The organism is Syntrophaceae bacterium (assembly GCA_013177825.1).
In the GTDB taxonomy this organism is placed as follows: Bacteria; Desulfobacterota; Syntrophia; order Syntrophales; family PHBD01; genus PHBD01.
Window position 1 is genome coordinate 251697 of record JABLXX010000004.1, and the last position, 14828, is coordinate 266524.

Annotated in this window: 17 protein-coding genes; 16 read left to right on the top strand and 1 reads right to left on the bottom strand. The window is 63.7% G+C overall.

Annotated elements, in window-relative coordinates; all coding sequences use genetic code 11:
* Window positions 1–5 precede the first annotated feature (5 nt).
* The 15 genes from HPY65_10665 to HPY65_10735 all read left to right on the top strand — a co-directional run bounded on the left by HPY65_10665 (window position 6) and on the right by HPY65_10735 (window position 11790).
* On the top strand, window positions 6–1019 hold the full coding sequence (locus tag HPY65_10665; GenBank protein NPU84938.1) for an efflux RND transporter periplasmic adaptor subunit: 1014 nt from the start codon (window positions 6–8) through the stop codon (window positions 1017–1019).
* Window positions 1020–1060: 41 nt separating this feature from the next.
* Entirely contained in the window at window positions 1061–1780 is a 720-nt protein-coding gene (locus tag HPY65_10670) for an ABC transporter ATP-binding protein (GenBank protein ID NPU84939.1), read from the top strand.
* On the top strand, window positions 1761–2516 hold the full coding sequence (locus tag HPY65_10675; GenBank protein NPU84940.1) for an ABC transporter ATP-binding protein: 756 nt from the start codon (window positions 1761–1763) through the stop codon (window positions 2514–2516). Before HPY65_10670 ends, HPY65_10675 begins: the two co-directional genes overlap by 20 nt.
* A 33-nt stretch (window positions 2517–2549) precedes the next feature.
* On the top strand, window positions 2550–2978 hold the full coding sequence (locus HPY65_10680) for a protease inhibitor I42 family protein (GenBank protein ID NPU84941.1): 429 nt from the start codon (window positions 2550–2552) through the stop codon (window positions 2976–2978).
* A 143-nt stretch (window positions 2979–3121) separates the two neighbouring features.
* Window positions 3122–4255, top strand: a complete 1134-nt coding sequence (locus tag HPY65_10685) for an ABC transporter permease (GenBank protein NPU84942.1) — start codon at window positions 3122–3124, stop codon at window positions 4253–4255.
* A 1-nt stretch (window position 4256) separates the two neighbouring features.
* Window positions 4257–5378, top strand: a complete 1122-nt coding sequence (locus tag HPY65_10690) for an ABC transporter permease (protein ID NPU84943.1) — start codon at window positions 4257–4259, stop codon at window positions 5376–5378.
* A 3-nt stretch (window positions 5379–5381) separates the two neighbouring features.
* Complete coding sequence (locus HPY65_10695) at window positions 5382–5879, top strand: GNAT family N-acetyltransferase (protein NPU84944.1); 498 nt, start codon at window positions 5382–5384, stop codon at window positions 5877–5879.
* 55 nt (window positions 5880–5934) lie between these two features.
* Window positions 5935–6384 carry a DUF3788 domain-containing protein gene (locus HPY65_10700; protein ID NPU84945.1) on the top strand — a complete coding sequence of 150 codons (450 nt, stop codon included), beginning with the start codon at window positions 5935–5937 and terminating at the stop codon, window positions 6382–6384.
* Window positions 6385–6532: 148 nt separating this feature from the next.
* Window positions 6533–7258, top strand: coding sequence for a cysteine hydrolase (locus HPY65_10705; GenBank protein NPU84946.1), 726 nt, complete (start codon window positions 6533–6535; stop codon window positions 7256–7258).
* Window positions 7259–7273: 15 nt separating this feature from the next.
* Window positions 7274–7657 (top strand): nuclear transport factor 2 family protein, encoded by a 384-nt coding sequence (locus HPY65_10710; GenBank protein NPU84947.1) that lies wholly within the window; start codon window positions 7274–7276, stop codon window positions 7655–7657.
* Between the two features lie 26 nt (window positions 7658–7683).
* Window positions 7684–8355 (top strand): diphthine--ammonia ligase, encoded by a 672-nt coding sequence (locus HPY65_10715; GenBank protein ID NPU84948.1) that lies wholly within the window; start codon window positions 7684–7686, stop codon window positions 8353–8355.
* 81 nt (window positions 8356–8436) lie between these two features.
* Entirely contained in the window at window positions 8437–9711 is a 1275-nt protein-coding gene (locus HPY65_10720; protein ID NPU84949.1) for an MFS transporter, read from the top strand.
* 25 nt (window positions 9712–9736) lie between these two features.
* Complete coding sequence (locus HPY65_10725) at window positions 9737–10231, top strand: signal peptidase II (protein ID NPU84950.1); 495 nt, start codon at window positions 9737–9739, stop codon at window positions 10229–10231.
* Between the two features lie 115 nt (window positions 10232–10346).
* Window positions 10347–11153 (top strand): methyltransferase domain-containing protein, encoded by an 807-nt coding sequence (locus tag HPY65_10730; GenBank protein ID NPU84951.1) that lies wholly within the window; start codon window positions 10347–10349, stop codon window positions 11151–11153.
* 19 nt (window positions 11154–11172) lie between these two features.
* The gene (locus HPY65_10735) at window positions 11173–11790 is read left to right on the top strand and encodes a LysE family transporter (protein NPU84952.1); all 618 of its coding nucleotides are present in this window, start codon (window positions 11173–11175) and stop codon (window positions 11788–11790) included.
* A gap of 25 nt (window positions 11791–11815) precedes the next feature.
* On the opposite strand, the gene HPY65_10740 is transcribed toward HPY65_10735, so the two are convergent.
* Window positions 11816–12262 carry a hypothetical protein gene (locus tag HPY65_10740; protein NPU84953.1) on the bottom strand — a complete coding sequence of 149 codons (447 nt, stop codon included), beginning with the start codon at window positions 12260–12262 and terminating at the stop codon, window positions 11816–11818.
* 708 nt (window positions 12263–12970) lie between these two features.
* Between HPY65_10740 and HPY65_10745 the strand changes: the two genes are divergently transcribed.
* Window positions 12971–14752 (top strand): lactate permease LctP family transporter, encoded by a 1782-nt coding sequence (locus tag HPY65_10745; protein ID NPU84954.1) that lies wholly within the window; start codon window positions 12971–12973, stop codon window positions 14750–14752.
* The last annotated feature ends 76 nt before the right edge of the window (window positions 14753–14828 follow it).

The window sequence follows — 14828 nt, forward strand, 5'->3', positions numbered from 1 at the left end:
GCATCATGAAAAAGAAACGGATTGTCATCGCGGTTTTCCTGGTCCTCCTGGCGGGTGTGGGCGCCCTCGTCTACTGGGGCCAGTGGAGGAACCAGCGGCAGGAGCTGTACTATTCGGGAACCATCGAGGCCACGAACGCCAACCTGGCCTTCCAGGCCCCGGGACGGGTCGTCCTGGTTGCCGTCAGGGAGGGAGAGGCCGTGGCGAAGGACCAGTTCCTGGCGGAGCTGGAACCGTCGGAACTGAAGGCCCGGCAAGAGCAGGCGAAGGCAAACCTGGAGCGGGCCCGGCACGTCCAGGCACAGGCCGGGACGGTTCACGGCATCTACCGGGAGACCCTGCCTGCCGACGTGCTCAGGGCCGAGGCGAACCTCAAGGCCGTTCGGAGCGCTGCGGAGGACAGCCGGAAGAATGCCGCCCGATACGAGCAGCTCTTTTCCCGGGGGGTGGTGACGGAGAAGGAGCGGGACGCAGTCCGGCTCAAGGCCGATACCGACCGAGATCGGCTGGCCGAGGCCGAGGCGGTCCTCGTCCAGGCAAAATCGAACCTGAAAAAGATCGATGCGGCCCAGCAAGACCTGGCGGGCGCCCGTTCCGCCGCGGAGGCGGCCCTGGCCTCCCTGGACCAGGCAACGATCCAGTCGGGCTATGCGAAACTGTCGGCTCCCTTTGCGGGCATCGTCACCAGCCGGAACGTCGAGCCGGGTGAGGTCGTCACGGCGGGTCGGGAGGTCCTGACCGTCACCGATCTCTCCACGGTGGACCTGAAGATCTTCGTCGACGAGACGGAGATCGGCAAGGTCAAGCCCGGACAGAAGGTGGAGGTGAAGGTGGACACCTTCCCGAAGAAAACCTTCGAGGGCCGGGTGACCTTCATTTCTCCCGAGGGCGAGTTCACGCCCAAGATCATCCAGACGAAGAAGGAGAGGGTGAAGCTCGTCTACCTGGTGAAAGTGAATGTGCCCAACCCGAACCTGGAGCTGAAGTCGGGCATGCCGGCGGACGCCTGGCTGAAGTGAGGTATGCCGTGGCGCCCTTTGTTTCCGTGGAGAATGTGTCCATGCGGTTCGGTGTCGTCGAGGCCGTCCGGGAGGTGTCCCTCGCGGTGGAGGAGGGGACCCTCTTCGGCCTGGTCGGCTCCGACGGGGCGGGGAAATCGACCCTGCTGCGCATGGCGGCCACCATGATCGCACCCCTGGCCGGGCGGATCACCATCGATGGCCTCGACGTTGTTAAGGACCGGAAGAAGGTGAAGCCCCTCATCGGCTACATGCCCCAGCGCTTCGGCCTCTACGCGGACCTGACGGTGGACGAGAACCTGCGCTTCTTCATGGATGTCTTCAACATTCCCCGGGCGGAGCGGATCCGCCGTCGGGAGAAATACCTCGGGTTCTCCAACCTCCTTCCCTTTGTCGACCGCCCGGCGGGAAACCTCTCCGGCGGGATGAAGCAGAAGCTGGGACTGGCCTGCGTGCTGGTCCACGAGCCACGGGTCCTCATCCTGGACGAGCCGACCAACGGCGTCGATCCCGTCTCGCGGCAGGAATTCTGGGACATCCTGAAGCAGATGCGGCAGGAGGGCATGACGATCCTGGTCTCGACGGCCTACCTGGACGAGGGGGAGAAGTGCGACCGGCTGGCCCTGATGCACAAGGCGAGCCTGATCGAGACGGCTACCCCGGCGGACGTCCGGGCGGACTTCCCCTCCCTGGAGGAGGCCATGATCGCCCGGATCCGGGACGTGGACGAGGAACTGGCAAATGAAGCCTTCCAGCGGTGATGCCATCGCCGTTCAGGAACTGGAGAAGCGGTTCGGCGACTTCGTTGCGGTGAACCGGATCACCTTTTCGGTGAAGCGGGGCGAGATCTTCGGCTTTCTCGGCTCCAACGGCTCGGGCAAGTCCACGACGATCCGCATGCTCTGCGGCATCCTGAGCCCCACCTCCGGCCGGGGCGAGGTGGCGGGGATCGACATCTTCCGGGAGCCCGAGCGGGTCAAGGGCGTGATCGGCTACATGTCCCAGAAGTTTTCCCTCTACGAAGACCTGACGCCCGCGGAGAACCTCCGCTTCTACCTGGGGATCTACGCCGTTCCGCCGGATCTCTGGGGGGAGCGGACCCGCTGGGTCCTCTCCATGGCGCGGCTGGAGGCGGTGAAGGACCGCCCCACGGGGGACCTGCCGCAGGGCTGGAAGCAGCGGCTGGCCCTGGGGTGCGCCCTCCTGCACCGGCCGGAGATCCTGTTTCTCGACGAGCCGACATCCGGGGTCGATCCGGTGACGCGCCGCCACTTCTGGGACTTCATCCGGCAGCTGGCGGACGAAGGCATCACGGTGTTCGTCACGACCCACTACATGGACGAGGCGAGGAACTGCGAGCGCCTGGTCCTCATCGACCAGGGCGCCATCGTGGCCCAGGGAAGTCCCGGGGAGATCGTCGACATGGCCTGCCCGGACCGGGAAGATGCGGACCTCAACGACGCCTTCATCAGCCTGATGGCCCGGAAGCCCTGCTGAGAAGAGCGGGAAAAAAGAAAGGAGGATCGAGACATGAAGAAGGGATGGATGCTGTTTCTGGTTTTTATCATAACGATGGTCTTGGCTCCGGCGATTCAGGCCGCGCCGGGAGACGGCCGGGCGGGGGCGGGCCGGGTCGGGGGAGTCGGGCCGGTCTTCACCGATCCGAATCAGCCGGTTGAAGTGGCGGCGGGGGAAACCTTCCGCATCGTCCTCGACTCCAACCGAACGACGGGCTACGGGTGGCAGCTCGCGGAAACGCCCGACGAAGCGGTGGTGAAGAAGGTCCACAACCGCTATCGGGTACCGAGGGTGAAGCGTCCGGGCGCCGGCGGGCAGGAAGTCTGGCGGTTTCAGGCCGTGAAGCCGGGGACGGCGGAGATCCGGATGGTTTACGTCCGCTCCTGGGAAAAGAGCGTCGAACCCGCCCGGACGGCTGTTTTCAAGGTCAACGTGAAATGAAGCTGCTGAGCGTTGCGCCGCGAGGTTGCGCGGACCCGTCGCCCGCCGGTTTTCCGGTGAAAGCTGCCATGAAACGGCAGGGGGAAACGCGCAGTCGTCGCCCTGTTTCAACGTTCGGAAAAGCAGACGCCTGAGGAATGATCATGAACCCCGTCCGCGTCCAGGCCATCATCCGCAAGGAGTTCTATCACCTGATCCGGGACTACCGGAGCCTCATCCTGGCCTTCGCGATTCCGCTTCTCTTGATCCTCCTGTTCGGCTACGCGCTGAGCCTTGACGTGGACAACGTCGAGACGGTGGTCGTGGACCAGGACCGCACCGACCTGAGCCGGGACTTCATTCGCCGCCTCGATGCGTCACCCTATTTTCACGTGAAGGCCCACCTGGCGGACACACGCATTGTCGCCGACTGGCTCGACCGGGACCGGGCGACCGTGGCGGTCGTCATTCCCCCCGACTGGACGGAGAACCTCCGGAGCGACCGGGAGGCGCCGCTGCAGATCCTCCTGGACGGCAGCGACCCGAACTTCGCCAACATCGCCCGGGGTTACGTCAACGCCTTCGTCGAGCAGTACAACGGGAAGCTCCTGGCGGATTTCCTCACCCGCCGGGGGATCGAGCCGATCCGGGCTCCCGTGGAGGGGCGCATCCGGGTCTGGTTCAACGAGGACCTGGAGAGCCGGAACTTCATCGTCCCCGGAATCATCGCCCTCATCATCATGATCGTCGGGGCCATCCTGACCTCCCTGGTCATCGCCCGGGAGTACGAGAGCGGGACCATGGAGACCCTGAAGTCCCTCCCCGTCACGGGGATGGAGCTCCTGGTCGGCAAGGCGGTTCCCTACTTCTTCATCGGCCTGATCGATGTCCTGATCGCCGTCTTCATGGGACAGGTCCTCTTCGGCATCGTCATGAAGGCGAGTTTCTGGGTCATGATCCTGGCCTCGTCTCTCTACCTGTCGGTGGCCCTGGCCCTGGGGCTTCTCATCTCCACGGTCACCAAGAACCAGCTTGTGGCCAACCAGGGGGCGATCCTCCTCACCTATCTGCCGTCGCTGTTGCTGTCGAACTTCGTCTTCCCCATCGCCAACATGCCGAAGGCCCTCCAACTCCTCACGTATATCGTACCGGCGAACTACTACATCGAGATTCTGAGCGGCATCTACCTGAAAAACCTCGGGTTCATCCAGATGTGGACGAACTTCGCGGTCCTGGGCGTCATGTTCCTGGTCCTGGCGGGGATGACCGGGGCGCTGCTGAAGAAGGAGGGCCTGTAGGATGAACCGGCTGCGTATCCGCGAACTCGTCCGCAAGGAGTTCCTCAGCCTCTTCCGGGACCCGAAGAACCGGCGCATCCTCGTCATTGCGCCCATCATCCAGATCCTCGTCTTCGGCTACGTGGTGAACTACGACATCCGCCACATCCGCGTCGCCTGGCTGGACCAGGCGCAGACCCGGGAGAGCCGCCTGCTGGCGGAGAACTTCCAGGGGAACGGGATCTTCGACATCACCCACCCCGTTCGCGATACCCGGGCGCTGGAAGATCTTCTCCTCAAGGGGAAGGTGGACCTGGCGGTCAAGGTGGCCCCCGACATGAGCCGGCAAATCCGCCGGGGCGAGACGTCGGAGGTCCAGATCCTAGCCGACGGCACCATGAGCAACATGGCATCCGTCCGGATCGCCTACACCATGACCGTCCTGGACCGGTACAACCGGACCCTGATCCGGGAACTCAACCCGATGCATATGGACTACGCCCGGGTCGACGCGCGGATCCGCACCTGGTACAACGCGAACCTGGACAGCCCCCACTTCTTCGTTCCGGGGATCGTCGCCTTCATCGTGATGCTGATCTCGCTGCTCCTCACCTCCATCGCCATCATCAAGGAGAAGGAGGCCGGGACGATGGAGCAGCTCATCGTCACGCCGCTCAAGCCGGTGGAGCTGATCATCGGCAAGACGATCCCCTACATCGTCATCTCTTTCGCCCAGATGATCGTGGTGACGATCCTGGCGGTCTTCTGGTTCGAGATCCCCCTGGAGGGGTCGATCGGCCTCCTGGCCATTGCCACCTGCCTCTTTCTTCTCTCCACCCTCGGCATGGGCCTCTTCATCTCCACGGTGTCCTCGACGCAGCAGCAGGCCATGATGGCAACCTTCTTCGTCATCCTGCCCTTCTTCCTGCTCTCGGGGTTCGTCTTCCCCATCGCCAACATGCCCGAGCCGGTCCAGTGGCTGACCTTCCTGAACCCGCTCCGCTACTTCCTCGTCATCATCCGGGGAATCTTCCTGAAGGGCGTGGGCCTGGATGTCCTCTGGCCCCAGTATGTCGCCCTCATCATCCTGGGAACCGCCGTCTTCGCCGGGGCGACGGTGCGGTTCCGGAAGCGGCTGGATTAGGATATGAAATTTCTGATTCGCATCTGCACGATGGAAGACTGCGCCATGCTGGCCGAAACGATCCGGATGTCTTTCCGGACGGTGGCGGAGCGGTTCGGCCTGACGAAGGAGAACGCGGCCCGGCATCCCTCCAACTGCGAGGAGGACTGGGTCTTGAAGGACATGGAGCGGGGCGTCGTGTATTACGTCCTGGAGATGGGGGACCGGACCGCCGGGTGCGTCGCCTTTGAGCGGACCGACGACGCCGGGTGCTACCTGGAGCGCCTGTCGGTATTGCCCGGAAATCGACGGCAGGGCTTGGGAAAGGTGCTGGTGGAGCATGTCTTTGCCGAGGTGCGGCGTCTCGGCCTCCGCCGCGTCGGCATCGCCATGATCGCGGAGCAGGACGAGCTCAAGGCATGGTACAAGGGGTTCGGTTTCGTCGAGGGCGTCACGAAGGATTATCCCCACCTGCCGTTTCGCGTGACCTTCCTGTCTCGTGATCTTGCAGGCAGCGATTGACGTACGTGGCGGGAATCGACGAAGCGCGGGTTTCAATTCCCGGCAGGAGGATTCCATGGCACAGAGCGGTCTTCGCATGACGGACCCGGGGGGGCCTCCCGCCCCGGGGGAAGTCGAGGCTTGGATCGGCGGTGAGGCTTGGGAATGCTGGCTGCGCGTCGAGTCCATGATCGAGCGCAACTACCCGGGTGTCTTCGCGCCGGAGTGGCTGTTTGGAGGAAAGAAACACGGCTGGTCGCGCCGCTATAAAAAGGGGAAGTCATTCTGCACGCTGATTCCGGAAAGGAACCGCTTCGCCCTGCTGATCGTCTTCGGCGCGGAGGAGCTGGCGAAGGTGGAGGCGATGCGGCAGGATCTGTCAGAGCGGACCCGGAGGGACTACGACGCGGCCACGACCTACCACGACGGGAAATGGCTGCTTCTCGCCGTCGACGCGGATGAAATCGCGGCCGACACGGAGCGGCTGCTGGCGGTGAAGCGGAAGCCGCGAAACATAGCGAAATAACCCCGCCTGTTGTACTTGCATCCGATTGAACGTGTGACTTTCAATTTGACACGATGGATTCCCCGGTGCAGTCTGACGCCTTGACAGGGCCGTATGCCGGCTGCACGATCCGCTGCCGGCGGCGAATCAAAAATGGACGGAGTGGACGATGAAGAACGGCAACATTGAACGGGACGCGGCGGCGGCCGAGGGGATGCTCCGCGGGCTTCGCGCCGAGCTGTACCCCCTGTTCCGGCAGTGGGGGCGGCCGGAATGCCTGTTTTCCCCGAGCGTCGCGAAGGCCGCCTTTGTGGTCATCGACATGCAGAACTTCTCCTGCGCCCCCGTGTCCCATGATGCAATGCCGCGGATCGGCCTGGTAATCGAGCGGATCAACCGGCTCGCCGATTTCTGCCGCAAGGCGGGTGTCCCCGTGATCTGGGTGCGGCAGAACATCACCGAGACCCCGGGCAGGCACGACGGGGGCCTGTATCCGGCCTTCCACGACGAGAGGCACTGGAAGAACGAGGCCAACATGGGCCCGGGAACGGAGATCTTCCCGGAGATGCATTTCGATCCCGCCCGCGATCACGTCGTGTTCAAGAACCGCTACAGCGCGTTCCTGTCCCGGCCGCCGGGTCTTCGGGAGAAGCTGGATGCCCTGAGGCGGACGCAGTTGATCGTGGCCGGAATCGCCGCCAACGTCTGCGTCGAATCGACGGTCCGGGACGCCATGCAGATGGATTACGAGGTGATCCTGGTGGCGGACGGCACGACCGCCACGTCGGACGCCCTTATGGAGAACGCCCTCAGGAACACGATGCTGTTCTTCGGAGACGTCCGGACGGCGGAGGAAGTCGAGGCCTTGCTGAGCGCCCGCGGTTCCCTGTCCTGAGGAGGCCCGTTGCCCATGACTGCAAAGGAAATTCAGGCGCTGATCGAACGGTACATTGCGGCCTACAACGCCCTTGACGTGGAAGGCATGCTGGCCCTGATGCATCCGGACGTGCTGTTCAGAAACGTGGCCGGCGGGACGGTCACCGCCGAGGCGGATGGAATCGGGGCGCTCCGCGCCCTGGCGGTCCAATCGAAAGGTCTGTTTGCCTCCCGCCGCCAGGAGATCGCGAGCCTGTCGATCGAGGGCGACCGGGCGTCGGCGAGCATCGATTTCAAGGGCGTCTTGGCCGCGGACGTGCCGGGCGGTCCGAAGGCCGGCGAAACGCTTTGCCTCTGCGGACGGTCCGAGTTCGAGTTCCGGGACGGCCTGTTCTATCGGATCACCGACATCAGTTGAGATTCGGAAAAGGGAAGACCCCTGTCATGAACGCGGATGGATCGCCGGCCGGCCAGCCGTTTTTCTGCTCTTGGAGCGGGGGGAAAGACTCGTGCCTGGCCCTTTACCACGCCGTCCGGAGCGGTGGGAAGCCGGAGGCCCTCTTGACCATGCTGTCGGAGGACGGCATGTCGTCCCGTTCCCACGCCCTCCCCCGGCCGCTCCTGGAGGAGCAGGCAAGGAGCTTGGGGATGCGGCCCGTTTTCCGCTCCGCCTCGTGGGAGGACTACGAGGAGGAGTTCGTCTCGGCCCTCCGCGAACTTCGGCGGGAGGGGATCGAGGCGGGGGTCTTCGGGGATATCGACCTGGACCCGCACCGCGAGTGGGTTCGGCGAGTTTGTGCCCAGGCGGGAATTACGCCGGTTCACCCCCTCTGGAGGCGGGGCCGCCGGAAGCTCCTGGAAGAGTTCGTCGCTCTGGGATTTGCGGCGGCGATTGTCGTCGTCAATGAGGAGAAACTGGACGGGCGATTCCTGGGCCGGACCATCGACGCCGGGACCATTGCCGAGATGGAGGCGGCCGGCATCGATCCATCGGGAGAACGGGGCGAATACCACACCGTCGTCACGAACGGCCCCCTCTTTGCCTCGGAAGTCCGGATCAGGCAGGACGGCCGCCGCCGCCACGAGGGGTACGCCTTCCTGAACGTGCGGCTGTGATTTTTTAACGGGAAGAGATGCCGGGCAGGTTGGAATCGGGCCGGCGGGGGGGATGATGATCCTCCGAGGGCGACGAGAGGAATGGCTTCCGAACAATCCGGACCCTTCGGGGTGATCTTTCGGACGCTCAAGTCCCGGAATTACCGACTGTTCTTCACGGGCCAGGGGATTTCCCTGATCGGCACCTGGATGCAGCAGGTCGCGCTGAGCTGGCTGGTCTACCGCCTGACCGATTCGGTCTTCCTGCTGGGGGTGGTCGGCTTTGCGGGCCAGTTCCCCACGTTTGTCGTCTCTCCGTTCGCGGGGGTCCTCTCGGACCGCTGGAACCGCCACCGGACCCTGGTCCTGACCCAGACGCTGTCGATGGTGCAGGCCCTGACGCTGGCGGTTCTCGTTCTGACGGGAGCCATCGCGGTCTGGCACATCATCCTGCTGAGCCTTTTCCTGGGCTGCGTCAACGCCCTCGACATCCCGACACGGCAGTCTTTCGTCATCCACATGATCGACGACAAGAAGGACCTAGGCAACGCCATCGCCCTGAACTCCGCCATGTTCAACGGGGCAAGGTTTCTCGGACCCTCCGTGGCGGGCATCCTCATCGCCCTGGTGGGAGAAGGGGTCTGCTTTCTCCTGAACGGCCTGAGCTATATCGCCGTCATCGCGGCGCTTCTTGCCATGAGGATGTCCCCGGCGGCCCCGGTGAAAAAGAGCACCAATATGCTTCAGGAACTGGCGGAGGGGTTCCGGTACGCCTACGAATTCAAACCGATCCGGTTCATCCTCCTGCTTCTGGCCCTGACGAGCTTCATGGGGGTTCCCTATGCGGTTCTGATGCCCGCTTTTGCCCGGGACATCCTGCACGGAGGTCCCCATACCCTGGGCTTCCTGATGTCGGCAGCGGGCGTGGGGGCATTCGCGGGCGCCCTCTACCTGGCGTCCAGAACATCGGTTTTCGGGCTGGGCCGGATCATTCCGCTGTCGGCGGGCATCTTCGGCGTGGGCCTGATCGCCTTCGCCTTTTCCCGCACCCTCTGGATTTCTCTTTTCCTGATGCTCATCGTCGGCATCGGCATCATGATCCATGTGGCATCCTGCAACACGATGCTGCAGACCCTCGTGGAGGACAGCAAGCGCGGGCGGGTGATGAGCTTCTTCGCCGTCGCGTTCCTGGGGATGGCGCCGTTGGGCAGCCTGATGGCGGGTTCCGTGGCCGAAGCGATCGGCATCACCGCCACCATGGCGATCGGAGGGGTCTTCTGCATCGCCGGCGCCGTTTTCTTTGCCGGCAAGCTTCCCCTGCTACGGTCCATCGTCCGACCGATTTACAAAGAGAAGGGCATTGCCGAGCCTTCTTGAGGCTGCGTCAGTGGGTATCCGAAAAATGAGCATCTGGAATCGATTGATGATGATGTGCCTGGTCTCGCTGCCCTGCATCGGCTGCGACCAGGCGACGAAGCAGGCCGCCCTCTGGATTCTCCCGGAGACGGGAACGCTGTCCTTTCTCGGCGACATGGTCCGCGTACAGCTCGTTCAGAATCCGGGCGGGTTTCTGAGCCTGGGGGCCTCCCTCCCGGAGCCCTGGCGGCTGGGCCTTTTTCTGGTCGGGGTCGGAGGGCTACTCCTCGCAATCCTGGTCTTTGCGCTTTGGTCCAAAGACGTGCGCCCGTTCGAACTGCTGGCCGTTTCGCTGTTTTTTGCCGGCGGCGCCGGCAACCTCCTGGACCGCGTCCTGTACGGCGGCTCCGTGGTGGACTTCGTTCGTATCGGAGCCGGTTCGCTTCACACGGGCTTCTTCAATTTCGCCGACGTTGCCATCACCGCCGGGGCGCTGGTCTGGATTGCCGGGATGATGCTGAATCGGCACCGGGAGGGCTGAACCCGCGGCCCGGTCGACGGGCTGGCGGTTTCCCGGCACTTTTGATACAAGTCCTGCGGCGGCGGCCGCAAAGCCTTTGCCGCGGCCGCCGCGATCCCGATATGGCGGAGGACCCATGAGTCACGCGTATGTACACGGTTACGATCCGCTGGAAAACATCCGGCTTCAGGACCAGGCGTCCACGCTGGTCCATCTGCTCCATTCCGACACCGCCTACCCGGCGGGGAGCCGCGTGCTGGAGGCCGGCTGCGGCGTCGGCGCCCAGACGATCACCCTCGCCCGAAACAGCCCCGAGGCCCGGATCACCTCGATCGACATCTCCGAGGCGTCCGTCCGGGAGGCCGAGGAGAAGGTGACTTCGGCGGGGTTGACGAACGTGACCTTCCGCCGGGCCGACATATTCAGCCTGCCTTTTGAGGCGGAATCCTTCGACCATGTCTTTGTATGCTTCGTCCTGGAGCATCTGCCGAGGCCCGTCGATGCCCTGCTGGCGCTGAAAAGTCTTCTCCGGACGGGCGGGACGGTCACGGTCATCGAAGGGGACCACGGCTCGACCTTCTTCCATCCCGACAGCGAGGCGGCGCACCGGGCGATCCAGTGCCAGGTCGAGCTGCAGCGGCGGGCCGGGGGGAATGCCGACGTGGGAAGGGAGCTGTACCCGCTCCTGTGCCGGGCTGGTTTCGGCTCTGTCCGCGTATCGCCGCGAATGGTCTACGTCGACTCCAGCCGGCCCCAACTGGTCGAGGGATTCACGAAGAAGACCTTCACGGCCATGATCGAGGGCGTCAGGGAGTCCGCTCTGAAGGCCGGTCTCGCCGCCCCGCAGGATTTCGACCGGGGTATCGCGGACCTGTACCGGACCGCGGAATCCGACGGCGTGTTCTGCTACACCTTCTTCAAGGCCTTCGGGGAAAAGACGTGAGCGCCCGCCGGGGGCCGCCATGACGGTGTGGGCCTACCTGATCCAGGGGATCGGCCTGGGCTTCGCCGCTGCGGTGCAGCCGGGGCCGTTCCAGACCTATCTTATCTCACGGACCCTCTCCCGGGGGTGGCGCCGCACGCTTCCGGCGGCCCTGGCGCCGCTGGTCAGCGACGGCCCCATCATCGTCCTGTGCCTCTTCGTCCTGAGCCGGGTGCCCCTCTGGTTCCAGCGTTTCCTGTATCTCGCCGGCGGCCTGTTCGTCCTCTATCTCGCATACGGCGCCTTCAGGGCCTGGCGGACATTCGAGGGCGTACCTGCCACGGACGAAAAGGCGGCGAAACAGACCGTCCTGCACGCCGCCCTGATGAACGCCGCCAATCCCAGTCCATATCTCTACTGGAGCCTCGTGACGGGACCGATCCTCCTGAACGGATGGCGCACCGCCCCGGCCGATGGGATCGTCTTTCTCGCCGGCTTCTATGCCGCCATCATCCTCAGCCTGGCGGGGATCATCCTCCTGTTCGGCACCGCCCGGAGACTTGGGCCGAAGGTGAACCGCGCCATGATCGGTGTCTCCGCCCTCACCCTGGCCGGCTTCGGCCTGTTCCAGCTCTGGCTCGGCCTGTGGGGGAGATGAACCGGCTGGTGATCCGACTGTGGCGCTATCGTTCCCCGAGCCCTTCGATATCCGCCAGATCCCTGACTCGTCCCGTTGCCCGCTTGTTGACGACAAACTGTTCCCGCCCGATGAATGCGACGGGGATGTCCCCGTACCTTCCGGAGACCCGCCCCGCCCATGCCTCGTCCCATGAAACGCCGGTCAGTGAGGTGATCAGATCAATGCGGACAGGGGGAATGCCGAGTTGCACGGTCCGTTCGGGGTGCTCGAAATCGCTCTCCGAAAGACCCAGCGATCCGAAGCCGAAGGCCTCAAGGGCGGCCAGGATCCGCCGGGCATTGGCGGACTCAGCCTTGACGAGAAGATCCAGATCTCCGGTGAAGCGGGGAACACCGTGAAATGCCAGGGCGTAGCCCCCCACGATGAGATACTCAACGCAGTGGGCGTTGAACAGTGCGAGCAACTCTTTGAAGTCGGGCTGTGTTTCCATGCTGTTGCCTGCGGAGTTCATCGACGGCGGCGATCCGTTCCTCCGGCGTCCTGCTCAACCAGTAGGACAGGTCGTCCCGGAGGCAGTCGCTCTTCTGAAAGGATCCTTTTTTTACGACTTTTTCAATCATGCACGGACTTTAGCACACATCGGCGGGATTGCGCCAGTTTGATGCATGGCAATGGGCGATTAAGAAGAGGAACGAATCCTGCGGGCATGGCGTCCCGATCCATTTCCCCGCTGCCTGCCGTGCCAGGAACGGTCCGTTTTCAAAATTGGTCTGAATGCAGGGTGCAGGTCAGGGAGACGGTTCGGGCAAGCGAAGCCCGTCCAGATCAACCTTCTCCCGGATCACCTGATGTCCGATACCTACACATTCCTGCCAATCGCTAACAGAACTTCCGGCATTGCGATCTTCCCCGTTGGTGTTAAAAATCCTCCCCGAACGTTGTCCACCTGCCTGCGGAAACCGGTTCGTGAAAGACCTCTTTCCCCCCGGTCATGATGATTCCCGCGGAGTGTCCGCGGTCCCGGCCGGGAGAAATCCGGATATGGTGATCCCGGGTGCTGCCCCGATGCCTTCATGGCCTGTCCGGTCGGATCCATTCCCGAGCTTTCACGAACAAGAATGTTTGAAAAAATAGTCCGTCCGCGGGGCGATGTCCCCGCGCTCATCGATAATCAAGAAAGGAGTGTCAAGAAGAGATCATGCCTTGGACCATCAACACCAATCCGCTCGAAAATCTTGCCCTGTCGTCCCTGGTGGCGGCGATTCCGATCCTTTATCTCTTCTGGGCCCTCGCTTTTCGGCGCATGAAGGGCCATTGGGCGGCGGTAAGCGCGCTGGCGATCGCTGTGGTCATCTCCGTCTTTGTGTACGGCATGCCCGCGAAGTTGAGCCTGTACTCCGCGGGGTACGGCATGCTCTTCGGCCTCTGGCCCGTCTGCTGGATCGTCGTCACGGCCGTCTTCATCTACAATCTGTCCGTGAAGACGGGCGAGTTCGAGATCATCAAGAACTCGCTGGCGACCATCTCCGACGACCGGCGCATCCAGGCCCTCCTGATCGCCTTTTCCTTCGGCGCCTTCATCGAGGGGGCCGCGGGGTTCGGCACGCCCGTGGCCATCACCGCGGCCATGCTGGCAGGCCTGGGGTTCAAGCCCCTTTACGCCGCAGGCATCTGCCTGATCGCCAACACCGCCCCGGTCGCCTTCGGCGCCATCGGCATCCCCATCATCGTGGGTTCCCAGGTGTCGGGTGTCGATCAGATGGCCCTGAGCCGGATGGTCGGCCGGACGCTCCCCTTTGTCAGCGTACTGATTCCCCTCTACATGGTCGTGCTCATGAGCGGATGGAAAAAGGGCCTCGAGGTGTGGCCGGCGGCCTTCGTCAGCGGCGGGTCCTTTGCCGTCGCCCAGTTCCTGACGGCCAATTTCGTCGGGCCCCTGCTGCCGGACATCATTGCGTCCATCGTCTCCATCGTCTGCCTGGTCGTGTTCCTCCGCTTCTGGCAGCCGAAAGAGAGCTGGCACTTTGACGGCGAGCCCCAAAGCGGCGGCCGCGCGAAGCTTCTGTACACCGGAGGCCAGGTGTTCCGGGCCTGGACGCCGTTCATCATTCTGTCGATCTTTGTCGCCGCCTGGGGGGTGAAACCGATCAAGATGCTACTGGACCAGCATTCGCTCGTCCGGGTTCCCATCGAGGGCCTTCACAACATGGTGATTCGTGGCGACAGGCCCATGGCGGCCGTTTACATGTTCAACATCCTGAGCGCCGCCGGCACGGCCATTCTCTTTGCCGGCCTCTTCTCGATCCCCGTCATGAAGGCCTCCCTCCGCACGGCGGCGCAGGTGGCCTACCAGACCCTGAAAACGCTGCGCTGGCCCATTTTCACGATCGCGACGATCCTGGGATTCGCCTACATCATGAACTTCTCGGGCATGGCCGTCACCCTGGGCGACGCCTTTTCGAAAACGGGCGTCCTGTTCCCCTTCTTCGCGGCTTTTCTCGGCTGGCTGGGCGTGTTCATGACCGGTTCGGACACGTCGTCGAACGCCCTGTTCGGAAAGCTGCAGGAGGTTACCGCCACCCAGATCGGCGTCGATCCGGTGGTTACGGTAGCGGCCAATTCCTCCGGCGGCGTCTGCGGCAAGATGATCTCGCCGCAGTCCCTTTCCGTGGCCACGGCGGCGACGAACCAGGTGGGAAGGGAAGCCGACATTTTCCGCTTCACCGTGATGCACTCGCTCATTCTCACGACGGTCATCGGCGTAATGGCCTATCTGCAGGCCTATGTCATCCAGTGGATCGTTCCGGTCTATGAAAAGACCGCGGCGCCCGTTGCCGCCGCCGCGTCGCCGTCCCTGTCGGGAGGCGGGGCGGCCTGGCTGGGCGTCGCCGTGGCCGCCGTCGTCATCCTCACGTTCCTTGCCAGGAATGCGAGGGAAGCGGAGCCGGCCGTCGTCAGGGAAACCTTCCGTAAGCGCTGACTCGGGGCCTGTGCGTTGATTCATCTCCGCGCAACCCTGCAAAAAGATGAGTCGGGCGCCGGGAACCGGATCGGCA

Coding starts and splice junctions, on each gene's coding strand:
- HPY65_10710 (NPU84947.1), top strand. CDS start 7,274: ATGACTGCAAAGGAAATTCAGGCGCTGATCGAACGGTACATTGCGGCC.
- HPY65_10715 (NPU84948.1), top strand. CDS start 7,684: ATGAACGCGGATGGATCGCCGGCCGGCCAGCCGTTTTTCTGCTCTTGG.
- HPY65_10690 (NPU84943.1), top strand. CDS start 4,257: ATGAACCGGCTGCGTATCCGCGAACTCGTCCGCAAGGAGTTCCTCAGC.
- HPY65_10670 (NPU84939.1), top strand. CDS start 1,061: ATGCGGTTCGGTGTCGTCGAGGCCGTCCGGGAGGTGTCCCTCGCGGTG.
- HPY65_10735 (NPU84952.1), top strand. CDS start 11,173: ATGACGGTGTGGGCCTACCTGATCCAGGGGATCGGCCTGGGCTTCGCC.
- HPY65_10675 (NPU84940.1), top strand. CDS start 1,761: ATGAAGCCTTCCAGCGGTGATGCCATCGCCGTTCAGGAACTGGAGAAG.
- HPY65_10695 (NPU84944.1), top strand. CDS start 5,382: ATGAAATTTCTGATTCGCATCTGCACGATGGAAGACTGCGCCATGCTG.
- HPY65_10745 (NPU84954.1), top strand. CDS start 12,971: ATGCCTTGGACCATCAACACCAATCCGCTCGAAAATCTTGCCCTGTCG.
- HPY65_10705 (NPU84946.1), top strand. CDS start 6,533: ATGAAGAACGGCAACATTGAACGGGACGCGGCGGCGGCCGAGGGGATG.
- HPY65_10740 (NPU84953.1), bottom strand. CDS start 12,262: ATGGAAACACAGCCCGACTTCAAAGAGTTGCTCGCACTGTTCAACGCC.
- HPY65_10685 (NPU84942.1), top strand. CDS start 3,122: ATGAACCCCGTCCGCGTCCAGGCCATCATCCGCAAGGAGTTCTATCAC.
- HPY65_10665 (NPU84938.1), top strand. CDS start 6: ATGAAAAAGAAACGGATTGTCATCGCGGTTTTCCTGGTCCTCCTGGCG.
- HPY65_10725 (NPU84950.1), top strand. CDS start 9,737: ATGAGCATCTGGAATCGATTGATGATGATGTGCCTGGTCTCGCTGCCC.
- HPY65_10700 (NPU84945.1), top strand. CDS start 5,935: ATGGCACAGAGCGGTCTTCGCATGACGGACCCGGGGGGGCCTCCCGCC.
- HPY65_10730 (NPU84951.1), top strand. CDS start 10,347: ATGAGTCACGCGTATGTACACGGTTACGATCCGCTGGAAAACATCCGG.
- HPY65_10720 (NPU84949.1), top strand. CDS start 8,437: ATGGCTTCCGAACAATCCGGACCCTTCGGGGTGATCTTTCGGACGCTC.
- HPY65_10680 (NPU84941.1), top strand. CDS start 2,550: ATGAAGAAGGGATGGATGCTGTTTCTGGTTTTTATCATAACGATGGTC.